Origin of the sequence: Acetobacter sp., assembly GCF_047721705.1 — a bacterium.
Taxonomy (GTDB): Bacteria; Pseudomonadota; Alphaproteobacteria; order Acetobacterales; family Acetobacteraceae; genus Acetobacter.
The window spans coordinates 13,316-35,415 of record NZ_JBDNXK010000019.1 but is presented as its reverse complement, the minus strand read 5'-3'; the positions used below and the strand labels follow the sequence as shown (position 1 = coordinate 35,415).

Here is a 22,100-nt window from a genome sequence, read left to right as displayed (position 1 = left end):
ATTCTCCAATCTCCGTTTTGCAGACAGGAGGATTGGAGGAGACAAACATGGAGGATGAACCACGCAGGAAGTTCGAGGATTGCGTCCTCGACAAGCGTGCACAGCCCATCATCGAGCAGTCGCTTGTCACGGCGGCTCGAACATGGGCCACGCTGCATCCGGGCGCCTCGCTTGAGGCCCGGATGCTGCTGGCGGCGCGGGTGGAAGTGGCGATCATGGGCGGGGTGTCGTGCGCTTAGAACGGCGGTTCTTCGTCGTCCCAAGACGACTGAGAAGAAGCATTGCGTGGCTGCTGGCGTGGCTGGTTATTCCCGCGCTGCTGTGGCTGGCCGTTCTGCTGTTCGCTGGCATCGTCCGAGCCGCGGCCATCGAGAAGCACCAGCTCACCACGGAAGCGGTCAAGCACGATCTCGGTCGTGTATTTCTCCTGCCCGGATTGGTCCGTCCATTTCCGCGTCTGGAGAGAGCCTTCCAGATAGACCTTGCGGCCTTTGCGCAGGAACCGCTCCGCCACATCGGCAAGACGCTCATTGAAAATAACGATGCGGCTCCATTCAGTGCGCTCTTTACGCTCTCCGGACGCCTTGTCAGTCCACGTTTCGCTCGTGGCTACCGACAGACTGGCGATTTTCTGGCCGTTCTGACTGGTGCGGATTTCCGGGTCTTTCCCGAGAAAACCGACCAGAATAACCTTATTCACGCTGCCAGCCATTCAACCGATCCTTTTCGCGCAATAAATCGCCGTGTCGCCATCGTTGACGATCTTCACGTCCCATTTCCGCAGGGACCGCCACGTGTTCATGAGTTGCTGCGAGATCGGCTCGCCTGATCTTGTCTTGGCCAGCGGGAACCAGTGGCCACCCCGGAGAGCGCCGACCTTGCGATAGCCTGTGGGAATGGTGGCGCTCACGACCGCTCTCCCATCCGCACGGTCTGTCCGAACGCGACGGCCACGCAGAGCGCGAGGATGATCCAGCCGACGATGAACGCGGCGTAGGCGATGAGGTGGATCATTCTGCGGCCTCGCGGCGGAACAGGTCGGGGCGTAGTTCTTCGCGAGGAATGCCGAACTCGCGCTCGATCACCGGGCAGTGATGTGCCGGAATTTCTTTCCATAGAATTGGGGTGGAATGTTTGACGCCTAGCGCCTTACCCAACACAGAAGGCCCACCAACGCGGGCGATGAGATCACGAGGTTTCATGTTGAAATGTTTGCCACACGAACACGTCAGACAGCAAGCATTTTGTTTGCGCGGCAAACTTATTATTCCCCGACGTGTGCCATAGTGGTCGCATGTATAACCGTCAGATCATGGCCGATCGATTAAGGAAGGCACGCTTGGATAAGGCGGCTGACGAAGGTCATAAACTGACTCAGGAAGACGTATCCGCTGCTACCGGAGTATCTAGGGCCCACATTGCGAACGCCGAGGGCGCAAGAACGGGCATAAGCCTAGATGCAGCACATGCTCTATCCGAGTTTTATGAAATCCCTCTCGATTACCTTGTTGGAAAAACGTCGGTGCCGGTCAGCGTGGCGGATGATTTCGCCAAGAACGACGACGAGCGCCGACTGCTCGATGCGTGGCGCAGTATAAGCGAGGAAGATCGTGGGGCGCTGAAGATCGCGCTTCGGAACGCTGTCCGCGCTCAAGACTCTAATGCCGCTTAACTCCCCCATACCCCTCTCCTTCTCACTTCATGCGAACCATCTCACAAATGAGAACGGATGGGGAACATTGGACAGGTTAATGGCGGTTATGCAGTGATTTGGGTTGCGGAGCGCGTAGGGACGAAAGGAACATCCGAATGGATGAAAATAAAAATAACGACACTAAAATAAGAAGTTTTTCATATGAGGAATTTTCCTCAAAACTAACGCGGTATCTCAATAAAAAAGCAGGCGGTAATTATAAGTGCAATATTTGTTCTCATGAGGAGATGTGGAGCGCTAGCACTATAGGTATAGATAACCTTGATACAACAAGCCTTCGATATCGTATTGCGACGATAAATGTTGGATGTATTAACTGTGCACATATAAACTATTTTTTACTTAGCGCTGTCATCGATAGCGAGGATTTCTCCTAATGGTCATTATCTATCCCTTCCCGCCGCAGGAAACAAAAAAAGAGATGGGAAGTCGCGATGGGGACGGCTATGATGGTGGTATGGACAGACGCCTGACCGCTCTTGAAGAAGATATGAAGGTAGTCAAGAAAGACTTGACCGACCTGAAGGTGAGTGTCGCCTCGATGTCGGGGAAAATAGACATCCTAATCGCTAAAATACCAAGTTGGTGGCAGGCTCCTGTGGGAGCTGGTGGCCTGATAGCCCTTCTGGCTGCGTTGATTGGTTTAGCTAAAGCTCCTCACTGGCTGTAAAAACGCAGCGTCCCCCTCCCGGCCTTCGCGCCGGGATTTTTTTTGCCCGGATTTTGGCGGCGGAATGGACGGCGGAAATAAAATGTTTGTCCCATAAACTTTTCTCTTGACCGCAAAATGTTTGTGCGGCAAACATAATCCCATCAACACCGCACACCGGCACGCCGGACGGAGGATGGGATGGCACTCTCTTTCTACACACCAGCACAAGACGACAGACTTGCAGCACTCCGTGATGCACGAGACGCCGTCATTTCCGCAATTCAGGCGGTGAAGGCTTTAGGAGCCGATATCCCAGAAGAGTTTGAAAACGCGGAAGGACCGATGCTCGATCTCTATGGCGATCTGGGAATCTGCATTGATCGTTTCGATGACACGCTGAGGGAGGAGCATGAAAATATGCTCGAAGATGCAGCAGATGCTCGGCGTGATTTTCTCATGTTCTCCTGATCCCACTGCTCCACGAGGGCTTCGGTCCTCGCTTGGTAGCCGGATACGGCACGACATGGAGGTTCTGATGCAGAATAAAAACTACAGAACGCTTTCCGACATTTTTGAAAGCGTAATGAAGGACGACAGGTTTTCATATGATTTGAAGACCGAAATCTGCGAGCTGGTTGGAGAGGCGTTTGAAGTCGGAGCTCGCATGATCATGGATTCCAATAAGGCGCTGAGTGAAGAGTTTGCTCGGGCTGATGCAGATCTCCGAAACGAGATGGAGCGCGTGGCAGCATGACCCCGACGAAAGAAGCAATCGACGCCGCTGTCGAGGCGATGCGCAACACGCCGGTGTCAGAAGGGCCGCGCAAGGTCGCTGAGAACATGCTGCGGGCTGCTCTGGAGGTTTCGGAAGCGGATACGCGGCGGTTGGATTGGTTGGCTGACAGGGTGGTTGTTCTAGAGCGGAGCGAAGGTGGATCATTCGATATGATCTTCATGAATGAAAACGCGAAATACCCAGAAAGCAGAATACAATTTCGAATAGACATCGACGCCGCTATGAAGGGAGAAGCAGCATGAACGCCATGACCACCCTCGCCCACGGCCTGACGCACCACGATTACCCGATGATCGAGCGTGCGGCGAAAGAATTGCAGCGGTCACACGATGCGGTTGTCTCAGAGAACGACCACCTGCACAGGCGAAACCGCGAACAGGCAATGACGATCACCGGCCTCCATACGGAGTTGGATATCTGCCGCGAGTATATGGACCGTCCAATCACGCTGATTGTCCTGCCGCGCATCTGGCAACAGATCGTCTCCATGCCCGCAAACACGAGCGACGCGATCGGCATGGTGCTCCGGTGGTTAGATGAGCAGGTTGCGAAACTGCCCGACAGCATCACGGTATCGACGCGCGTTGCTGTCGGAATGGCCGCGCTGATGTTCGTCGTGTGGGCTGGGCTTCTGGCCGGGTTCGAGGCTTTGGCCGGCAACTGACACGCCCGTGTTCCCGGGGTTGCGGCCCCGGTTCCATGGACGAGTTTGTCCGATGTTTCTCCAACAATGGAGGGTGAGATGCAGGTGTGCGGCCTGACGAAAGATGATGCGTATCGCATTGGGAAACGCGAAGAGACTGCGTTCCAGCTTGAGGCGATGCGCGAGACCATGGCGCGGATGAAAGCAGATGACGATCTGGCAAACGAGTTCGAGGACCAGATCAGCTCAATCGAACTTGAGCTGGCCGAACTGACGAACGATCTGCGCCGGTCTGCGAACAGTATTCGCGCTGATGAACGCGACGCAATCATGGAAGGCGCGATGATCTTTGCTGACGTGGCATTCGATCAGGCGGGATGGGTACGATGACGCAGATCACCAAAGCCGGCATCTACGACCTTTCGAACGATGCCTATCACGCGGACCCATGCCTGCCTATGAGCCTATCCAGCACGGGCGCTCGGAAACTGACGACAGACTGCCCGGCCATGTTCAAATACGAGCGTGACAATCAGGGAATCAGGAAAAGAGCGTTCGATATCGGAACTGCTGGACACCTTATGGTTCTGGAGCCGGAGAAGTTCGAAGATCAGATCGTTCTTGTGGAGGGATTCACGAAGGATGGGAAGCCTTCTGCTGGATACGCGACCACCGATGCGAAGGAGCAGCGCGACGCAGCCTATGCCGCAGGGAAAACGCCGCTTCTGAGGCCTGAACTGGACATGCTCCAAGAGATGCGTTCCGCAATCTGGAATGATCCGGTCGTCTCCAAGGCTTTCGTTGGTGGAGAACCTGAAAAGTCCATGTTCTGGCAGGACGAGGAAACGGGGATCTGGTGCAGGTGTCGCCCGGACTTTCTACCGCGCAATGGACGTTATCTGCTCGACTACAAAACAGCAGACGATGCCAATCCGGAGAAGTTCCAAAAACGAGCTTTCGATATGGGATACCACCAGCAGGCGGCCTGGTATCTTGAGGGATACCGCGCGGTCACAGGAGAAGATCCGACACGTTTCTGGTTCATCGTCCAGTCGAAGAAGCCGCCTTATCTGGTGTCGATATGCGAGATGGACCCGTATGCGCTCCAGATCGGTGAGGCCCGCAACCGATACGCAAAGGGCGCTCTCGCATGGTGCCTGAAACACGACGAATGGCCCGGATACCGTCCGACACTAGCTGATCGGAACCGCGTGTTCCAGATCGCGCCGCCCGCATGGGTTTCCAAGGAATACGACCGGCAGATGGAAGAAGGCTCACTGGAGCCGCCTGCCGTGTCTGAAAGCAAGATTGAGGAGTTTGCGTGATGAGTGGATCACGTCAGGTAAAGCGCATGGACCGCGACACATTTGCTGCGGGCTTTGCTCAGGTTTCGTCTCAGGTGAAGGCAGTTCTGCCGACGCACGTCACCTTCGACAAGTTCGAGCGCGTGGTAAGGATCGCTGTACAGAAGAACCCGAAGCTTCTGGAGTGCAAACCCCAATCACTGTTCATGGCCTGTGTTCAGGCGGCTTCTGACGGACTTCTCCCGGATGGCCGCGAGGGCGCAATCGTCCCGCGCTGGAACAGCAAAGAGTCCTGCAACATGGCGTCATGGATGCCGATGGTGGCCGGCCTCATGAAACTGGCGCGCAATAGCGGACAGATCGCCAGCATCACTTCTCAGATCGTGTACGAAGGCGAGAAGTTCAGCGTCATCATGGGAGACGATGAACGCATTGAGCATGAGCGCGACCTTGCTAAAACAGACGGAAGTATCGTTGCAGTTTACGCCATCGCTCGGCTTAAGGATGGATCAGACCCGATCCGCGAAGTCTTGTCTTGGAAGCAGGTCGAGAAAGTCCGCAACGTCAATAAGGATTGGGCGAAAGGTCCATGGGCGCAGTGGTCAGATGAAATGGCCCGGAAGACAGCTATTCGTCGCCTTGTGAAGCGCCTCCCGTTGAGCACGGACAAGGAGGTTGAGCGCTTCGAGCAAGCCGTTCACCGCATTGATGCTCTTCACGATATCACTGAATCCGCCCCTGCCATTGCCGCACCACCAGAGGATGACTTCATGGCCGCAGCCATGGGTGAGGCGCCCCAGATCGCAGCCCCTTCCCTCACCGAGCAACTGGCACAGGCCCGCACGCTTCAGCAGGTTCAGGAACTTGAGCCAGCGGTGAACGAAGCGATGGATCAGGCTGAAACATCAGAGAAGTCTCAAGAGCTGGCGGATGCTTTGGAGAATGCCTTGAAGCGAACGGGAACAAAGCAACTCGATCTCGCGGGAGAGCCAGCATGAACATGAACGACGTATTCGCCGAACAGATGCGGCAAGAGGACGCGAAGGATGCGCTCCTGCGGAAACTGGCAGAGCGGTTCTCGGATGATGCGGAGATTGCGGCGCTTGTGCGTGCTGCTTGGGGAGGGGCGCAATGACCCCGACCCCAGAAATGATCGAGGCGGCGGCGCGGGCAATCTGCGTAAACAACGGCGCTGACCCGGATGGCAACGATTCAGATATCCAGAGCGACATGGGAGCAAATTGGCGCGCATATTCGGGAGACGCGCGTGAAGCCCTCAAAGCCGCCCTCGCCGCGATGTGGAGGCCGATTGGTGAACATGACGGAACCACAAAGCATGTTATCGGAATGGATAAGGAAGGGAATGTTTGCTCTATGTGGTATTTCGCGCCCTCTTCACTGACGCGGAATTGGTGGCGTGTTGGCGGAAGCGGTAAACGGCCAGAGGAATGTTTCCCTGTGTATTTCTGCGCACATCCATCCATTTTCGAGGACCGCAAGTAATGGCCCGGACAAGAGAAGAGCAGATCGTTCAGTTGAAGAATTGTGTTCTCGATTGGCAGCCTGAGTTGAGCCCGTCAGCAAGGCAAGCATTGGCGGCTGTAGCAAAAGCCTATGTCGAAGAAGCCGAACAGCGCGGTTACGAACGGGCGCGTGATGAGATACTGAAGGGTCATTCATGGTTTTATATGGTTGATGATCCTGAAAGCGGGTATGCAGATATGGCCGACATGCTCTGTGAGACAAAACCATTTGAAATCGTGGAAACGGTCGAGGCTGGTGATATTCGAACCTTCTTCGCATTCCAAGATGAGGACGGAGAAATTCACGAATTTCCCACAAGAGCCGAAGCTGAGCAGGCTGCAACAACAGCCGCCGCCATGAAGGAGGCCGGACTGTGAGTGATGGTCAGTTAGTCATATGCGCCGATGAAACGCGATATCCCTCTACCGAATATCGTCTGGTGGGAAGCGTAAAAACAGTTCGTGGAAAAGATATAAACAAACCCGCTCGCATAGGCCAATTCCCAGTATTCATAGATAAAAAAACAACAAGTATGTTTACATACTCAAGAAAAATAAAGAAAATTACTGATGCGTGAAGTTGTTGACATAAGGGGCCAGCGGTTCGGAAAGCGCGTTGTTATTGGCCTCGCCCCTTCAATATCTGGTCGAGCAAGGTTTTATGTCAGGTGCGATTGCGGCGATGTAACGCATGTGTTCGGGCATCTTATAAGGGACGGGAAAGGTCATTCTTGTAGAAAATGCCAGAGAATACAGGGAAGCCTAAAGAAAAAAGATGCCCTTGAACGTGAATATGTAGGAAAACGCATAGGGCTCAGGACTATCGAAGGTATCCAATTTGGCAGTTGGGGAAAAACAGGAAGTAGAGGATTTGTTGCAGAGACTGTGTGTGAGTGCGGATACAGATCACCTGTTTCTTTTTCAGCTCTAAAACGGGGAATCGTAAACGGTTGCATTTCATGCTCAAAAAAACTGAAAAAGAAACAGGATATGTGAAGTGGCATGGGATAAGAGAAGTTACGATGTGAACCTTGTCATATGCATAACAGCTAGTGGCGGAACCCGATCTGGCTTCGGCGCTCTTATGGTCAAGCAATTATCAGACCTGCATATTGCTCCTGATGGGGCGCAGTCATTCCCGCTATATGTTTACGATATGGAAAATAAAGATGAGAAATAATCAGGGTGCATTTTGTTCAGACGAGAACGAGTGCAGAAGCTATATCAGGCGCGATGCTATTACTGACGAGGGATTGAATCACTTCCTTGAAGCGTATCCCGGAGAAGAGATAACGAAGAGAGACCTGTTTTATTACGTATATGGTATTTTACACTCAGAAGAATACCGAACACGATATGCGAATAATCTTCGTAAAGAACTTCCCCGCATACCCCGCGTGGCGACAGCAGAAGATTTTTGGAATTTTTCACATTCCGGGAAAACGTTAGGTGATATGCACATTAATTTCGACAGTGGGGATATGTATCCGGCTGAACTTCGGTTCAAATGCCCGGAAATGGCAGCGTACAACCCTGAAAAATTCTACCGTGTCGAGAAGATGAAATTCGCGGGGAAGCGACCAGAGCAGGATAAAGCAATTATTATTTATAACGAATATATTGCCGTTTCAGGAATTCCTTTGGAAGCATATGACTATATTCTTAATGGGAAGACCGCCATCGGTTGGGTGATGGACGGCCAGAGGGTCAAAACTGATAAGGCCAGTGGCATACGAAACGACCCCAATGATTGGGCTATTGAGGAAGAAAGAAATCCCAGATACCCACTCGATCTACTGTTGCGGGTGATAAATATCAGTTTGGAGACTACCAGAATTGTAAAATCTCTACCCCCATTGCGATTGTTCCATGCTGATTCTCCAAACTTATCAAAGGAGGGCGCGAATGTCTGATGAAGTGAAGCTGCCTGGGAGTGACGTAGTGGTTTATGGAGATCGTTACTATTCCGCCGACCAACTCCGCGCGTACGGCGAGGCGTGCCGGAAGGATGAGCGGGAGAGTCTTCTGCAATCACTGAAAGAAACGCGGATTCCTGATTTCTCCATGCCTGAGCAGTGGTTCAACAATGGTGTTGATGCCGCAATTTCTGCCATCCGCGCGAGGTCAACACCATGACCGCCCCCACACCCCTATTCGGCGGTGCAGACCCACGCGCCGCCAGTCTGGTACGGGCAATCCTCGCGACAATCGCAGAACGCAGCGACGGAATGCCCTTCCCCACAATACTCGGCTGTATTCGCTTGGCGGAATTGCAGCTGGTCAGCGATGAGGTGCGAGCGTGAGCAAGCAACGTCTCGACGCTGAAATACGCATGTGGGCCATGGATCGAGCGCTTGATTCGTTTGATCGCAAGAGTTGGGAAGACAGTTTCTTTCGCGCCTGCGTTCTTACGCAATGGGCGTCTTCTTCGAAGATCCCTAAATTCACCAGTAATGGGGGCATCGACGTTGAGGAGTGGCTTCATCCGACAGAGGAGCAGACGACAGATGAGTGAGACGATCACGCCGCGCTGCCTGCCTATACGAGAGGCGGCGCGGTATCTCGGTATCACAGAGACGATGTTTCGCTCTATGGTCCAACCTAAGATCAAGCCAGTCTATATGAGTCCCCGACGCCCGGTTTGGTTGCGTGACCAACTGGACGCTTTTATCAATGAGAAGGCCGGTCTGTCCGCTGCCTCGCAGTCTGATGAATTAATGGATGCGATCACCGGTCATTAGAATCAAGCACGTCCAGAGATATAAAGACCGGCACGGGAAGGAGAGATGTTACCTCAGAGTGCCGGGAAAGAAGCCGGTAAAACTCCCCGCGCAGTCTGATCCATCTTTCCCGTCGGCCTATCTCGAAGCTATCAGTCTTCTGGAAGATACTGACGTATCGAGAAACTATCCTCCTCGCAGCCTGAGCGCATTGATAGAAGAATGGTATCGGTCGCCAGAGTTTCGCTCGCTTGGTGAGACCACGCAGATCACATACCGGCGAATCCTGGAATACATGCGTGAACAGCCATACGCGCAATTCAATGTCCTGAAATTCACGCCACGCCACATACGCATGATCATCGCGCAACGGGCAGATACCCCGGCTCGCGCTAATCATATCCTGCGCCTGTTCAAAATGACGTTTGCTTACGCCATTGATCTAGGGTGGCGAGACGACGACCCGTCGTTTGGCGTCAAGAGGCTCAAGACCAAAGACAAAGAGATCGAAACATGGTCGGAAGCGCATATTGAACAGTTCGAATCGTTCTGGCCGGTTGGGACGCGGGAGCGGCTGGCGTTCGATCTCCTGCTCTACACGGGACAGAGGCGCTCAGACATTGTGACTCTCGGTCCTCAATCGATCGTCAATGGCCGCATCTGCCTGACGCAGATAAAGACCAAGACATACATCGAGATACCCATCCACGAGCGCCTGCGGATGTCTTTGGACGCTACCGCTCCTCATGCAGAAACATTTATCCGCACAATAAAAGGGCAGCCGTCCTCATCGAACGGATTTTATAATCAGTTCATCAAGTGGTGCGAGCAGGCGTCGATTCCCAAGGGGCTGTCACCTCACGGCCTGCGAAAGGCCATCGCCAGACGACTGGCTGAGGCCGGATGCACGCCGCATCAGATTGGAGCCATCACCGGGCATGAGACATTGAAGGAGGTAGACCGATACACGAGAGCCGCGAACAAAACACATCTCGCTGATGAAGGGATGCAGGCTCTGTCAAAAAAGAGGTCTTTCTAACCTCATTTTATAACCATCCAAGAAATGGCCGATATCCGCGATTTTCTTTATACAATGGTGAGCCGGGTGGGACTCGAACCCACGACCATTCGATTAAAAGTCGAATGCTCTACCGGCTGAGCTACCGGCTCGCCACGGGCAATCGGGTAACGATGGCTGCCGCTCATGTCAACAGCCATCGCCATAAAAACCTGAAATCAGGCCTCCGCAGAAGCCGGACGCATCTTCAAAATCTTGTCCGGATCCTTGACGGTGCCGCCAGCGCCGGAGCCGCGCTTGATCTTGTCGACCAGATCCATGCCTTCGATCACTTCACCGACGATGGTGTACTGGCCATCCAGATGCGGAGAAGGCTCGAACATGATGAAGAACTGGCTGTTGGCGCTGTCCGGGTTCATCGTACGCGCCATGCCGATCGTGCCACGCTCGAACTTCGCTGCACGGGTGAACTCGGCCTTCAGGTCGGGCAGCTTGCTGCCGCTGGTGCCGGTGCCGGTCGGATCACCGCCCTGCGCCATGAACCCCTCGATCACGCGGTGGAACGGCGTGTTGTCATAAAAGCCCTCAGCGGCCAGCGTGCGCATACGCTCGGCAGCCAGAGGAGCGAGGTCCGGACGCAGACGGATCACAACCCGTCCACTCGCCAGATCCATGTTCAGAATATCGTTCTTGTCAGTCATGTGCCTATCCAGTCACGTGAGAAGACCAGAGGCTTCGCCTTGACGAAGCGCCCTGCCTCCCACGGCTTAGGCCACAAAAACCGGAAACGCAAAGTGCCGTTTCAGCGTTTCAGGCGTGCCAGCACACGATGGGCCGCCCCTTTCGGGGTGAAGCCGCTGATATCGCCCCCATAGGCGGCAATTTCCCTGACCATGCTGGACGAAATGAACTGGGTGCTTTCAGAGGCCATCAGGAAGATCGTCTCGATTTCAGGCGCCAGCCGCCTGTTGGCTCCCAGCATCTGCGCTTCATAGTCGAAATCGACCAGTAACCTCAGCCCACGGACGATCATGGACGCCCCGGCCCGACGAACGGCGTCAACGAGCAGTTCATCATACGCCATGACATCGATCACACAGTTGGCCCTCAGCGCAAGCGCTGGCGTTTCTTCCTGAATGCTGGCGACACGCTCATCGACGGACAGCAGGGGCTTTTTCCCTGCATTGACCGCCACGCCAATCACCAGCCGATCCACCAACCGCGCCGCCCGCTCGATGACGTCCAGATGTCCGCACGTCACCGGATCAAACGTGCCGGGATAAAACCCGACCCGCTCGGGTCTGTCAGCCTTCATTACTCGCGCTTTCTCCATCCGCGCCAGCATCGTCATCGCCGTCGGAGGATTCGTCCTCCAGAACGGGGAATACGCTGGTCACTGCCTCCGTGCCGTCGAGACGCAGAAGCGTGACGCCGCTGGCCTGACGCGACATCACTCGCACCTGATCGACCGGAACGCGAATCAAACGCCCGGCATCGGTAACAAGCATCACGTCAGTACCCGGAAGAACGGGAAGCGTGGCCACCACCTCGGAACCGCGCTTGCTGGAGGAGAAATTCATATTGGAGATACCCAGACCACCGCGCCCGCTCACGCGATAATCATAGGCCGACGAACGACGTCCGAACCCGCCATCACTGACGGTAAGGAGGATTTCCTCGCCAGCCTCAAGCTCTGAGAAGCGCTCGGTGGACAGGGTGGAATCGTCCGCCAGAACCTCCTCTTCGGCCTCGACACCGACTTCCTCGGCATCGGCCTCGTCCGTGGCGGCGTTTTCCGCACGACGTTTGGCGTTGGCCGCACGCAGATACAGCGCCCGTTCTGCTGGCGTCGCATCGACGTGATTCAGCACGCAGAGGCTGATGACCGCATCGCCTTCCGCCAGACGGATGCCACGCACACCCGTTGAGCCACGACCCGCGAACACACGCAGCGTCTCGTCCGTGATCTGGAAGCGGATGCAGCGCGCCTTGCGGGTGGCAAGGAACACGTCCTGACCCTCGCGGCAGGTTGCCACGCCGATCAGGCGGTCGCCCTCATCCAGCTTCATGGCGATCAGGCCAGACGAACGGATATTCTGGAAGTCGCTGAGACGGTTACGCCGCACACCGCCGCTCGCCGTGGCGAACACGAGGTGCAGCGCGTCCCACAGTTCCTCGTCCTGCGGCAGCGGCAGAACCGCCGTGATCTCGTCGCCGCCAAGGTCTGGAAGCAGATTGACCAGCGCCCGGCCCTTCGCGGTCGGGCTGGCTTCCGGCAGACGCCAGACCTTCTCACGATAGGCTTTGCCGCCCGAGGAGAAGAACAGCACCCATTGGTGCGTATGGGCGTTGAACGAGCGGACAACGATATCGTCCCCGCGACGCCCCGCCGCCGTCCGGCCACGGCCACCACGATTCTGGGCGCGGAAGACTTCCAGCGGCGTGCGCTTGATGAAACCGTCACGGGTGATGGTCACGACCATCAGCCCCGGCTCGATCAGGCTTTCATCGTCCTGATCGCCCGCATAGTCCGCAATTTCGGTTGCGCGTGGCGTGGCGATTTCGGCGCGTGCCAGCAGCAATTCGTCGCGCATGACTTCCATGCGGCGGATGCGGCTGCCGATGATCTCCAGCAGCTCGTTGATCTTCACCGCCACTTCGGACAGCTCGTTCTGGATCTTCTCGCGCTCAAGACCGGTCAGGCGCTGGAGCCGCAGTTCCAGAATGCCGCGCGCCTGTGCTTCCGTCAGGCGGACCTTGCCATCCACGACGACATTGCCTTCGTCATGGATCAGCGCCAGCAGCGGCTCCACTTCCGTTGCATCCCACTCAGCGGCCATCAGTTGCTCACGGGCCGTCGCTGCGTCCGGAGCCGCACGGATGATGCGGATCACCTCGTCGATATTGGCGACGGCGATCACCAGACCGACAAGGATATGCCCGCGATCACGCGCCTTGTTCAGGTCGAACCGGGCGCGACGCAGGATCACTTCCTCGCGGAAGGCCACGAACGCCGCCAGCACCTCACGCAGACCCATGAGCTGCGGCTGACCGCCATTCAGGGCCAGCATGTTCACGCCGAACGAGGTCTGGAGTTGCGTGAAGCGGTAAAGCTGGTTCAGCACCACTTCCGGCGTCGCATCGCGCTTGAGCTCGATGACCACGCGCATGCCGGAACGATCCGATTCGTCGCGGATGTCCGAAATGCCTTCGATATGGCGGTCGCTGGTCTTATCGCGCACCAGCTCGGCGATTTTCTCCTGAAGCGTCGCCTTGTTCACCTGATATGGAATCTCGGTGATGATGATCGCCTTGCGGTCCTTGCGGATCTCCTCGAAATCCGCCTTCGCCCGCACGATGACCGAGCCACGTCCCGTGGCGAACGCCGACCGGATACCCGTGCGCCCAAGGATGATGCCGCCGGTCGGAAAATCCGGTCCGGGGATGATTTCCATCAGCTCTTCGAGCGTAATATCCGGATTGGCGATCATCGCCAACGTGGCGTCGATGACCTCGCCCGGATTATGTGTCGGGATGTTGGTCGCCATGCCGACGGCGATGCCCGTCGCGCCGTTGACTAGCAGGTTCGGGAAGGAAGCCGGCAGAACGGTCGGCTCGTTCTCGCTCTCATCATAGTTCGGCTGGAAATCGACCGTGTCGCGGTCAATGTCATCCAGCAGGAAGGAAGAGGCCTTGGCCAGACGCGCTTCGGTGTAACGCATGGCCGCCGGACTATCGCCGTCCACGGAACCGAAGTTACCCTGACCGTCGATCAGCTTCACGCGCATCGACCAGCTCTGCGCCATACGGACCATGGCGTCATAGATCGAGGAGTCGCCGTGCGGGTGATATTTACCCATCACGTCACCGACCGCGCGGGCCGATTTACGATAGGGCTTATCCGCCGTGAACCCGCTCTCGCGCATCGCGTAGAGAATACGGCGGTGAACAGGCTTCAGCCCGTCCCGCACATCCGGCAGGGCGCGGCTGACGATGACGGACATCGCGTAAGCAAGATAGGAGGAGCGCATCTCCTCCTCGATCGCGACCGGAACGAGGTTGGAGGGCAAGGCGGGCAGGTCTGAGTTCTCGGTCAAGGCTCTTCCGTCATGTCACGGCCGGTGGGCACGTCGAAACGGCCCCGCGGCACAGCCAGCGTATAAAGGACCGCCTACCCTAGCACACCGCCCGCCACACCGTAAGGCGCGCAGAAGCCGCTCCTGCCCTCATCCGGTCATTAAGAGCGCTTTCAGCCGCCGTGTTGCCGGACCGCTTCAGACCATCGCCGCCAGCGTGTCGCGCAGATGCTGCGCATAACGCGTCACCGTCGCCTCGACATTTGGAGCCTTCATGACATCCGTGGCCAGAAAGGTCGGCAGTTCCGACATAGCGAGAAACTGGTTCGCCTTGTGGAAAGGGAAATAGACGGCATCGACGCCCTTTCCCTCGAAGAACTGCGCCGGATCGACGAACGCCTCGTCCGGCGCGTTCCATGTGACCGAGAGCATGTAGCGCTTGCCGTGCAGCAGGCCGCCCGAACCATATTTGCGCTCGGGATGGGCGCGGCTGCGTCCGTCATTGGCGTACAGCTTTCCATGACCGGCCGTGAACACCTCGTCCATGTATTGTTTGACGGTCCACGGCGCGCCCATCCACCAGCCGGGCATCTGCCAGATCACGATGTCGGCCCAGAGGAAGTTTTCCACTTCCCCTTCGATGTCATAGCCATCGTCGATCTTCGTCTGGCGGATAGCGAAGCCCATTCCGGTGAGCGTCTCGGCAGCCACGGCCTGCAGGGTGTCGTTGAGACGACCATGCGAGTGAGCGAAAACCTTGCCGCCGTTCAGAAGCAGAACATTCGTCATGCTTTATGACTCTTCCTGAAATTTTCGGTATTTTTCATCGTGAAAACGCGAACTCGGTCAGCCGCCCTTTTCCAGCAGGTCCCTGACATGGGCGACAGCACCGCCATAGGCTGCCTCATAGCGCGCCCGCGCCTCGTCTTCCGACAGACCGACCGGCTCGAAACGGCTGCCCCAGCTTATCAGGCAGGTCTTTTCACCCGTTTCCCGCACCCGAACCTCGCCGACATAATCCTTCACCGGGTCCGGCCCTGATACATAAGAGTAGGTGTAACACCGCTCCTGTTCGCTGAAGGTCAGGAGACGCTCGACGATCACAGTCCCGTCGCTGGTGGTCAGGCGGCGGACACGACCGCCCTCTTCCAGAACACTGCCTGCGATCATCGGAATCCAGAGAGGAAGATTGTCGAACCCTCCGAGAAGTTCCCATGCCGTCTCTGCCGCGACACTGGCCTCGATCTGACCGCTGACATTCATCATGTTCCTGCTCTCACACTGTTCCAGAAGAAGCCCGAAGATAAGGCGCGCCTTCCAGAATGGAACCGGAGAGCGGGCATGATGCTCATTTATCCATTCCTGATGGATTATCGGACGGTTTCGCTTTCGCGCATCATCATCCACGCAATGTCGCTCAGACGCCTGGGCGTCAGACGGGAAGATGGTCCGCTGAGGCCGATGCTGGCCCGGACTTCTCCGCCTTCACGCCAGGGAACCGCCACGCAGTTCAGTCCCGGCAGATGGCCTTCCCGGTCCAGCGCAAAACCATGTGTTCGAACGGTTTCGATCTGCTCGCAGATCTCCGGTCCCAGCGCCTCCGCCCGTATCGCCAGCACACGCTGCCGAAGGCCGAGCATGAAAGCGAGAAAGACCAGCCCGATGGCCGAATTCTCCAGCCGTCCGCACTCACCCACCGGTGAACCGGCGCGGAGAGCCTGAGGCGATTCGATCGCATCGAGATAATGGACCTCGTCCCCGCTCGGCACGGCGAGATAGACCGTCTCGCCGGTGCGCTCGGCAATGGTCTCCATGATCGGCCGCAACCGTGTCCGCAGCGCCCCGTCATCTCCCGCCATGCGGGCGAGATTGAGGATGCGCCCACCGAGATGATACCGCATGTCGCCCGGTCGCCGATGGACGTAACCGAGTTCGCGGAGGGTAATGAGAATGTTGTGCACCGTCGTCTTGCCGACACCGCTCAGCCCCGCAATGTCCTGAAGCCGCGCGGCGCCGCCCTCGCGCGCAATAATCTCAAGCACGGCCAGAGCACGTTCGACGGACTGAATCAGTTTGGGTGCAGGAATAGGATGCTCTCCTCTGTTTGGGCCCACCACCATGCAGGGCAAAAAGAGATGCTGCCAACTTCTGGACACGCAAATGGCGGCCCACCTTCTGTTAACCCCCATAATGTAACTGTGAAACGAGCCAGCAAACCGTCTTCGCGTCAGAGCATGGCTTTCCGCTCACCTCACTGAAGGTGTGTCGATCACCATTCTTCAGCAGATGGAGGCTTCATGACCACCATTACCAGTGGCAATTCAGCGACCGATCTCGAAGTCACGTCCTCAGATCCGCTGATTGTAGACACTGGTGCGACCGCCACCACAGCGACCGTCAACAGTGGTGCTGAAGCAATAATTTCAGGGAGTTCTGTTTCTGCAACCGTGCTGTCCGGCGGCTCGCTAACGGTGTTGTCCGGAGGCATTGCGAGCGGTACGACACTGACGAGCGGCAGTAGAGAGATCATCGGCGCAGATGGTCTCGAATCGGGTGCTATCGTTCAGTCTTTCGGGGTGATCGACATCACCAGCGGTGGCGTAGCCAGTGCGCTCTCCCTCAATGTTGGCGCTGACGACACTTACTACGCCGCGGATGGCACCACTGTTGTCACCATGATGGATCCGACCGCCTTATGGGCAAGCGGTCCCACCGCCGTGACGGTCGAAAGCGGCGGCTTGCTGAGTGGCGCTCAGATGGGCGACGCCACGATATTTGTTTCATCTGGCGGATCGGCAACCGATATCATTCTCGAGTCCGGCAGTATGGGTGGTGCGGCAAACACCTCCGAGGGGGGCGTCATCTATTATGGTGGCATTGTCGTCAGCGCAGGTGGTGCACTATCGAATGTCGCCATCAACGCCTGTGACGAGGTTGTCGAATACGGTTCCGAAACCAATATCACGATCGGCGGTCCGAGCACCGATAATGCTCTGCTCCCCAACGGCTCAGCCCCCGGCAGAGTGCCTGAAGCCTCAGACGAACTTGCAGATGCCAAGGCTGTCGCTTTCAACGACACAATCTCTTATGGCGGCGTGCTGGAAGTTGTGTCCGGACAGGCTCTGAATACAACTGTCGTAGCGGGCGGAACGCTCCTCGTTGGCGAAACAGGATTTGCATCCGGCGTCACAGTGCAGACGGTCGCCTCCGGGCAGGTCCCTTTTCACTCCCTTCTGGACGCGGAAGCCGAATTTGTCGGTGGGTCGGCCTCGGATATTTACGTCCACTCAGGCTGGATTCTGGCTGATGGCGGCACGAAAATCTCTAATGTCCATCTGGATTCATCCAGCCTTCTGACTCTAAGAACCAACGGCACGGCCAGCGGCGTTACACTCAGTGGTGGGGCTTCCGCCTATGTCAGCGCAGCTTCACTGAGCAACGCCACAGCAACAGAAACGGCCAACATTGTCGTCTGTGACGGCGGTAATGCTGACGATCTGCATATCACTGACGGCAGTACGCTTTTGGTCAGTGGTCAAGCTACCGCCACAAACGCAACTCTGGACACTGATGCGGTTCTGACCGTCTCATCCGGGTTGGCCGATCATGTCACTCTGCTGACAGGCGCAGCAGAAATTGTGAGCGCTGGTGGTCATGCCAACAACACCGAGGTGGAGGCCACTACAACCGAGACGCTTTACAGCGGCGCTCAGGCCAGTGCGACATCCATTACATCGGGCGGCGTGCAGGACGTCTCATCTGGCGCAAGCGCCAGCACGACGGTGATTTCCGGTGGATCACAGACCATCCAGGATGGCGGCAAGACCTCCGAGGTCACTGTCTCAGGTGCAGGAACACTCACGGTTCAGGCCGGTGGACTGGCCCGCGGTGTTGTCATTGATCCTGACGGGATCGGCATGATTTACGGCTCCGCCGATACCGTGACTGTCTCGGGCGGCTCCCTGACAGTGGACGGGTCCGCCGCCAGCCTCGCCGCCGTCAGCCTGAGCGATGATGCCCTGTTGACCCTTGCAGAAGGTGCCTCTGCGACGGGGCTGAATTGTGGGAGCGCCACGACAGTCATCGACAGTGGCAGCACGCTTGGGCAGACCACGCTCGATTCTGGCGCGACCCTTGATCTGCACAGTGGTGGCTCCGCTGACACACTGACACTCTCTGGCGGTGCTCTGACTGTCAGCAGTGGAGCGACCGCCACCAATGTCACGCTACAATCAGGCGGATCAGCAACCGTTTACGGCACCCTGAACAGCGGCTTTATCAGTGGCGGCAAGCTGGTGCTGGATGGAAGCGCTGCCGATGCAGAAAACGTGCATCTGACTGCGAACGGGCAGATTCTTGTCACAGATGGAGCGCAACTTTCTGGACTTGCCTACACCAGCGGCGTCGTCACGGTAGAACGCGAGGGCGTTTTCATCGTCACCTCCAACAAGTCCGCCAGCGGCACCCAGATTCTCGCGCAGGGCACGGAAACCGTTTCTGCCGATGCTCTGGAGAGTGGGGGAACGATCTCTTCCGGGGGCACGCTGACTGTTTCCTCCGGAGGAACTGCCAACGGCGTGACCCTGCTGTCCGGCGGTACTCTCCTTGTTTCCGGCAACGGGATACTGATCAATACCGTCCTTGCTTCGGGCACCCAGTTTGAGATCGCTTCCGGCACCTACACGGAAGATACCTGCGTTGACAGTGCAGCGGGTGTCGCTGTTGAGTCCGGTGCCGTGGCGTCCGGGATAACGGTCGCAGGCACATTGTCCGTGCAGTCGGGCGCTACCGTTATTTCTGGAACCGTCGCTTCAGGCGGTCAAGCGCATATTGCAGGCACCCTAACCAGCGGGCTGATCAGCGGCGGCACACTCACTTTCAGTGGTTCCGACGCCAGCGGCACACAGATCGATATTCTCGCTGACGGCACCCTTGATGTCACCAACAGCGCACTTGTGTCCGGTCTGGAGACTTTCAGCGGCACGGTCACGACAGAAGATGGTGGCATACTATCCGGAACCACCATCGAATCCAATGGCACGCTCAATGTCGCGTCTGGTGGTATGGGAAACACCATCACTCTGGATGGAGGTTCCGTAAAAATCGATGCGGACGGCGAGATAGATGACCTTAACGCCGAGAGAGGCACGCTGACGGTCTCCAGCGGTGGCGTTCTCAATGGCGGTTCACTCTCAGAGCATACGGTTGCCTACTTTGAGGCAGGCGCACGCGTCAGAAATCTGGCGATGACAAGTGGCACGATCACCTATGTCAAAGACAGCGCCATCATCAGCGCGACACAACTTTCCTCCGATACACTCACCGTCATCCTCTCGTCCGGATCTGGGAGCGATCTGACCGTCTCAGGCGGCTCACTCCTGATTTCCGGAGGCGGCGCTCTCAGCACGGCGACCGTTAGCGCCGGGGGCGACGCCCATCTCTATGGCGGACAGGCAAACGAGGTTCAGCTGCTGTCCGGCGGCACGATGGAAATCGACGACGACGGTTATGCCGACCACACACAGGTTCTTGCCGGTGGTCTCCTGGCGGTCGGCGATCCTTCCATCAGTGAAAACGCTGTCGTTTCAGCCGGCGGTTCGGCTGTCGTTTCATCCGGTGGCGTTGGCAGCAATACATTGGTGAAAGAAGGCGGCCAGGAAACAGTTTTTTCCGGCAGCATCGAGAGCGGAGGTACAGTCAGCGGTGGTCTGCTGACCATCAGTTCCGGTGGTTCGGCCGTCGATGTGACGCTTGCGACTGACAGCACGAGTTCTTCCACTCTCATCATTGAAAGCGGGGGTAGCGCCAGTTCCACACTGATTGACGATCAGAGCGTGGCGCTCGTGTCCGGAATGACCGTCGCCGATACGGTCAGCGGTGCCGCCGCACAGGAAACGGTCTCATCCGGCGGCAACGCTTACAGCACCACCGTGGAGGGCGGGGGCACTCTGACCGCTCTTGATAGCGCGACTGTCTCTGGCGCCACGATCAACGATGGCAAACTGGTGCTGAGTGGCGCCGAAGCCTCCGCTTCCGCCGTCACGCTAACCATGGCTGGCCAGATCGATGTGTCCGATGGGGCCATTCTCTATGGTGATACTTCCGGGTTAAGTGCTGGAACGGTGACCATAGAAAGCGGTGGTTCTTTTAAGAATGCAACACTTTCCAACACCGTATCCACAACCATCAGTTCCGGTGGTGTAATCTCGACAGCAACGCTTCATTCCGGCGCTGAACTCACTGTCTCATCGGGCGGCTCCGCCAATACAACCACTCTGGGTTCCGGAACGGTTCTGCATGTCGAAAGGGGAGCCGTCGTCAATGAAACGAGCGTCGATAGCGGCGCGGTTCTTCAGATCGACAGTGCAACCACCAATACGGACACCACTCTCCTGTCCGGAGGCGCGGTCGAGCTTCTTGAAACGTCATGGTCTGCGGGAGATACCATCGATTTTGAAAACGGCATTCTCACCATAAACGATGATGGCACCGCACTCAGCCTCAATCTGTCAGCACTGGACGATTCCTACACCGCACAGGATTTCGTTCTCTCGGCAGCCGACACCGATCCGCTTTACGCGAATGCCAATGACATCCTTGTCACTCTGTCGCCTGCGGCCTGTTTCTGTCGGGGCACGCTGATCGAAACCGAATTCGGTCCGATGCTGATTGAAAACATCACGGAGGGAACGCGCATTCTCACAGTGGATGGGAGTCTTGCACGTGTCCGCTGGCATGCCTTGAGACGATACAACCACAAGCAACTGGCGCTTGGAGCAGACCTGCGTCCACTCGTCATAAAAGCAGACGCCCTTGGGGAAGGACTCCCGCGGCACGACCTACGCATTTCACAAATGCATGCCCTGTATATCGATGGCATGCTCGTCCCAGCATCCGGGCTGGTGAATGGCCGCACCATCTTTATCGAGGATTCATCAGATTCCGTGGAATATCATCATCTGGAAATTGGCAGGCACAACATAATTTTTGCCGAAAATGTAGCAACGGAATCGCTAATGAATGACGACGCCTCCCGTCGCGGCTTCGACAATTACAACCAGCGCATCGCCGTCACGTTCACTGACGAAAACGCCGTCCCGGCAGCGCCAATGGTATGGGAAGGGGTTCACATCGCGCCGTTGCAGTCACGCTATATGCGGCGGGCGGATGCACTGAATGCCCGGTTTCCGAAAAAGGTAGAAGAAAACGCGATGGTATTATAATTATAAGCCCCGCATCAGAAATGCGCATATTTTAGCCAGACAACGCTCTCATCTTCTGCCATGCCAGCAGGAAGGAAAATACGATGGTTGCCCGGTTCGAATTATACAAAGACAAGGCAGGAGAGTTCCGTTTCCGCCTGAAAGCCGGAAATGGCGAAATCATCCTAGTGAGCGAGGGCTACAAACAGAAGGCCAGCGCGACCAACGGCATTGAGTCCATCAGGAAAAACGCGCCGGATGACGCGCATTATGAACGCAAGACATCGACGTCAGGCAAGCCGATGTTCAATCTCAAGGCAACCAATGGTCAGGTCATCGGCACCAGCGAACTCTATAGCAGTGTGGCTGCACGCGAGAACGGCATTGAATCCGTCAAACATAATGCGCCGGAAGCGTCCGTCAGCGATCTCACCCATAGCTGACCTCACTTC

General features: G+C 56.7%; 33 protein-coding genes and 1 tRNA gene. 24 read left to right on the top strand and 10 right to left on the bottom strand.

The window, feature by feature from the left end:
• The first annotated feature begins 47 nt into the window (after positions 1-47).
• A complete protein-coding gene (locus tag ABF824_RS05300; protein WP_415486845.1) occupies positions 48-239 on the top strand; it encodes a hypothetical protein in 192 nt (63 codons plus the stop codon).
• On the opposite strand, the gene ssb is transcribed toward ABF824_RS05300, so the two are convergent.
• From ssb to ABF824_RS05285, 3 genes are all read right to left on the bottom strand, one after another.
• Positions 236-712: a single-stranded DNA-binding protein gene (ssb, locus tag ABF824_RS05295; protein WP_415486844.1), complete on the bottom strand. Its 477-nt coding sequence runs from the start codon at positions 710-712 to the stop codon at positions 236-238. The two genes, ABF824_RS05300 and ssb, sit on opposite strands and share 4 nt — an antisense overlap.
• A complete protein-coding gene (locus ABF824_RS05290) occupies positions 713-910 on the bottom strand; it encodes a hypothetical protein (protein ID WP_415486843.1) in 198 nt (65 codons plus the stop codon). It abuts the gene before it with no gap.
• Positions 911-1,010: 100 nt separating this feature from the next.
• Complete coding sequence (locus ABF824_RS05285; RefSeq protein ID WP_415486842.1) at positions 1,011-1,202, bottom strand: YdaS family helix-turn-helix protein; 192 nt, start codon at positions 1,200-1,202, stop codon at positions 1,011-1,013.
• A gap of 92 nt (positions 1,203-1,294) precedes the next feature.
• On the opposite strand from ABF824_RS05285, the gene ABF824_RS05280 reads away from it, so the two are divergent.
• The 21 genes from ABF824_RS05280 (at position 1,295) to xerC (ending at position 10,391) form a co-directional block, all read left to right on the top strand.
• On the top strand, positions 1,295-1,672 hold the full coding sequence (locus ABF824_RS05280; RefSeq protein WP_415486841.1) for a helix-turn-helix domain-containing protein: 378 nt from the start codon (positions 1,295-1,297) through the stop codon (positions 1,670-1,672).
• Positions 1,673-2,090: 418 nt separating this feature from the next.
• A complete protein-coding gene (locus ABF824_RS05275) occupies positions 2,091-2,384 on the top strand; it encodes a hypothetical protein (protein ID WP_415486840.1) in 294 nt (97 codons plus the stop codon).
• 180 nt (positions 2,385-2,564) lie between these two features.
• A complete protein-coding gene (locus ABF824_RS05270) occupies positions 2,565-2,834 on the top strand; it encodes a hypothetical protein (RefSeq protein ID WP_415486839.1) in 270 nt (89 codons plus the stop codon).
• A gap of 55 nt (positions 2,835-2,889) precedes the next feature.
• On the top strand, positions 2,890-3,120 hold the full coding sequence (locus ABF824_RS05265; RefSeq protein WP_415486838.1) for a hypothetical protein: 231 nt from the start codon (positions 2,890-2,892) through the stop codon (positions 3,118-3,120).
• Positions 3,117-3,404, top strand: coding sequence for a hypothetical protein (locus tag ABF824_RS05260; RefSeq protein ID WP_415486837.1), 288 nt, complete (start codon positions 3,117-3,119; stop codon positions 3,402-3,404). Before ABF824_RS05265 ends, ABF824_RS05260 begins: the two co-directional genes overlap by 4 nt.
• Positions 3,401-3,826, top strand: coding sequence for a hypothetical protein (locus tag ABF824_RS05255; protein ID WP_415486836.1), 426 nt, complete (start codon positions 3,401-3,403; stop codon positions 3,824-3,826). Before ABF824_RS05260 ends, ABF824_RS05255 begins: the two co-directional genes overlap by 4 nt.
• 45 nt (positions 3,827-3,871) lie before the next feature.
• Positions 3,872-4,195, top strand: a complete 324-nt coding sequence (locus ABF824_RS05250; RefSeq protein WP_415486835.1) for a hypothetical protein — start codon at positions 3,872-3,874, stop codon at positions 4,193-4,195.
• Entirely contained in the window at positions 4,192-5,130 is a 939-nt protein-coding gene (locus ABF824_RS05245; RefSeq protein ID WP_415486834.1) for a PD-(D/E)XK nuclease-like domain-containing protein, read from the top strand. The genes ABF824_RS05250 and ABF824_RS05245 overlap by 4 nt, the downstream gene beginning before the upstream one ends.
• A complete protein-coding gene (locus ABF824_RS05240) occupies positions 5,130-6,107 on the top strand; it encodes a recombinase RecT (protein ID WP_415486833.1) in 978 nt (325 codons plus the stop codon). The genes ABF824_RS05245 and ABF824_RS05240 overlap by 1 nt, the downstream gene beginning before the upstream one ends.
• A 2-nt stretch (positions 6,108-6,109) precedes the next feature.
• Positions 6,110-6,244, top strand: a complete 135-nt coding sequence (locus tag ABF824_RS05235) for a hypothetical protein (protein WP_415486832.1) — start codon at positions 6,110-6,112, stop codon at positions 6,242-6,244.
• Complete coding sequence (locus tag ABF824_RS05230; protein WP_415486831.1) at positions 6,241-6,612, top strand: hypothetical protein; 372 nt, start codon at positions 6,241-6,243, stop codon at positions 6,610-6,612. The genes ABF824_RS05235 and ABF824_RS05230 overlap by 4 nt, the downstream gene beginning before the upstream one ends.
• Positions 6,612-7,010: a hypothetical protein gene (locus ABF824_RS05225; RefSeq protein ID WP_415486830.1), complete on the top strand. Its 399-nt coding sequence runs from the start codon at positions 6,612-6,614 to the stop codon at positions 7,008-7,010. The genes ABF824_RS05230 and ABF824_RS05225 overlap by 1 nt, the downstream gene beginning before the upstream one ends.
• Entirely contained in the window at positions 7,007-7,210 is a 204-nt protein-coding gene (locus ABF824_RS05220) for a hypothetical protein (RefSeq protein WP_415486829.1), read from the top strand. Before ABF824_RS05225 ends, ABF824_RS05220 begins: the two co-directional genes overlap by 4 nt.
• A complete protein-coding gene (locus ABF824_RS05215; RefSeq protein ID WP_415486828.1) occupies positions 7,203-7,628 on the top strand; it encodes a hypothetical protein in 426 nt (141 codons plus the stop codon). Before ABF824_RS05220 ends, ABF824_RS05215 begins: the two co-directional genes overlap by 8 nt.
• Before the next feature lies 1 nt (position 7,629).
• Positions 7,630-7,812: a type ISP restriction/modification enzyme gene (locus ABF824_RS05210; RefSeq protein ID WP_415486827.1), complete on the top strand. Its 183-nt coding sequence runs from the start codon at positions 7,630-7,632 to the stop codon at positions 7,810-7,812.
• The gene (locus ABF824_RS05205; RefSeq protein ID WP_415486826.1) at positions 7,802-8,545 is read left to right on the top strand and encodes a type ISP restriction/modification enzyme; all 744 of its coding nucleotides are present in this window, start codon (positions 7,802-7,804) and stop codon (positions 8,543-8,545) included. Before ABF824_RS05210 ends, ABF824_RS05205 begins: the two co-directional genes overlap by 11 nt.
• Positions 8,538-8,768 carry a hypothetical protein gene (locus ABF824_RS05200; protein WP_415486825.1) on the top strand — a complete coding sequence of 77 codons (231 nt, stop codon included), beginning with the start codon at positions 8,538-8,540 and terminating at the stop codon, positions 8,766-8,768. The genes ABF824_RS05205 and ABF824_RS05200 overlap by 8 nt, the downstream gene beginning before the upstream one ends.
• Positions 8,765-8,935, top strand: a complete 171-nt coding sequence (locus ABF824_RS05195; RefSeq protein ID WP_415486824.1) for a hypothetical protein — start codon at positions 8,765-8,767, stop codon at positions 8,933-8,935. The genes ABF824_RS05200 and ABF824_RS05195 overlap by 4 nt, the downstream gene beginning before the upstream one ends.
• Positions 8,932-9,147: a hypothetical protein gene (locus tag ABF824_RS05190; protein WP_415486823.1), complete on the top strand. Its 216-nt coding sequence runs from the start codon at positions 8,932-8,934 to the stop codon at positions 9,145-9,147. Before ABF824_RS05195 ends, ABF824_RS05190 begins: the two co-directional genes overlap by 4 nt.
• Entirely contained in the window at positions 9,140-9,373 is a 234-nt protein-coding gene (locus ABF824_RS05185) for a helix-turn-helix transcriptional regulator (RefSeq protein ID WP_415486822.1), read from the top strand. The genes ABF824_RS05190 and ABF824_RS05185 overlap by 8 nt, the downstream gene beginning before the upstream one ends.
• 58 nt (positions 9,374-9,431) lie before the next feature.
• Positions 9,432-10,391 (top strand): site-specific integrase, encoded by a 960-nt coding sequence (gene xerC, locus ABF824_RS05180; protein ID WP_415486821.1) that lies wholly within the window; start codon positions 9,432-9,434, stop codon positions 10,389-10,391.
• Positions 10,392-10,446: 55 nt separating this feature from the next.
• On the opposite strand, the gene ABF824_RS05175 is transcribed toward xerC, so the two are convergent.
• The 7 genes from ABF824_RS05175 to ABF824_RS05145 form a co-directional block, all read right to left on the bottom strand.
• Positions 10,447-10,522: transfer RNA gene (locus ABF824_RS05175), tRNA-Lys, on the bottom strand.
• Between the two features lie 66 nt (positions 10,523-10,588).
• Positions 10,589-11,071 (bottom strand): peptidylprolyl isomerase, encoded by a 483-nt coding sequence (locus tag ABF824_RS05170; protein WP_232876828.1) that lies wholly within the window; start codon positions 11,069-11,071, stop codon positions 10,589-10,591.
• Positions 11,072-11,172: 101 nt separating this feature from the next.
• Positions 11,173-11,685 (bottom strand): pantetheine-phosphate adenylyltransferase, encoded by a 513-nt coding sequence (gene coaD / locus ABF824_RS05165; protein ID WP_415486820.1) that lies wholly within the window; start codon positions 11,683-11,685, stop codon positions 11,173-11,175.
• Positions 11,675-14,467 (bottom strand): DNA gyrase subunit A, encoded by a 2,793-nt coding sequence (gyrA, locus tag ABF824_RS05160; protein ID WP_415486819.1) that lies wholly within the window; start codon positions 14,465-14,467, stop codon positions 11,675-11,677. Before gyrA ends, coaD begins: the two co-directional genes overlap by 11 nt.
• A gap of 177 nt (positions 14,468-14,644) precedes the next feature.
• Positions 14,645-15,235: an NAD(P)H-dependent oxidoreductase gene (locus ABF824_RS05155; protein WP_415486818.1), complete on the bottom strand. Its 591-nt coding sequence runs from the start codon at positions 15,233-15,235 to the stop codon at positions 14,645-14,647.
• Between the two features lie 57 nt (positions 15,236-15,292).
• A complete protein-coding gene (locus tag ABF824_RS05150) occupies positions 15,293-15,712 on the bottom strand; it encodes an SRPBCC family protein (RefSeq protein ID WP_415486817.1) in 420 nt (139 codons plus the stop codon).
• 104 nt (positions 15,713-15,816) lie between these two features.
• Positions 15,817-16,566, bottom strand: a complete 750-nt coding sequence (locus ABF824_RS05145) for an IclR family transcriptional regulator (RefSeq protein WP_415486816.1) — start codon at positions 16,564-16,566, stop codon at positions 15,817-15,819.
• 177 nt (positions 16,567-16,743) lie between these two features.
• Here ABF824_RS05145 and ABF824_RS05140 point away from each other — a divergent pair, with 177 nt between their 5' ends.
• Both ABF824_RS05140 and ABF824_RS05135 read left to right on the top strand, forming a co-directional pair.
• Complete coding sequence (locus tag ABF824_RS05140) at positions 16,744-21,669, top strand: Hint domain-containing protein (RefSeq protein ID WP_415486815.1); 4,926 nt, start codon at positions 16,744-16,746, stop codon at positions 21,667-21,669.
• Positions 21,670-21,752: 83 nt separating this feature from the next.
• Positions 21,753-22,091 carry a YegP family protein gene (locus ABF824_RS05135; protein ID WP_415486814.1) on the top strand — a complete coding sequence of 113 codons (339 nt, stop codon included), beginning with the start codon at positions 21,753-21,755 and terminating at the stop codon, positions 22,089-22,091.
• The last annotated feature ends 9 nt before the right edge of the window (positions 22,092-22,100 follow it).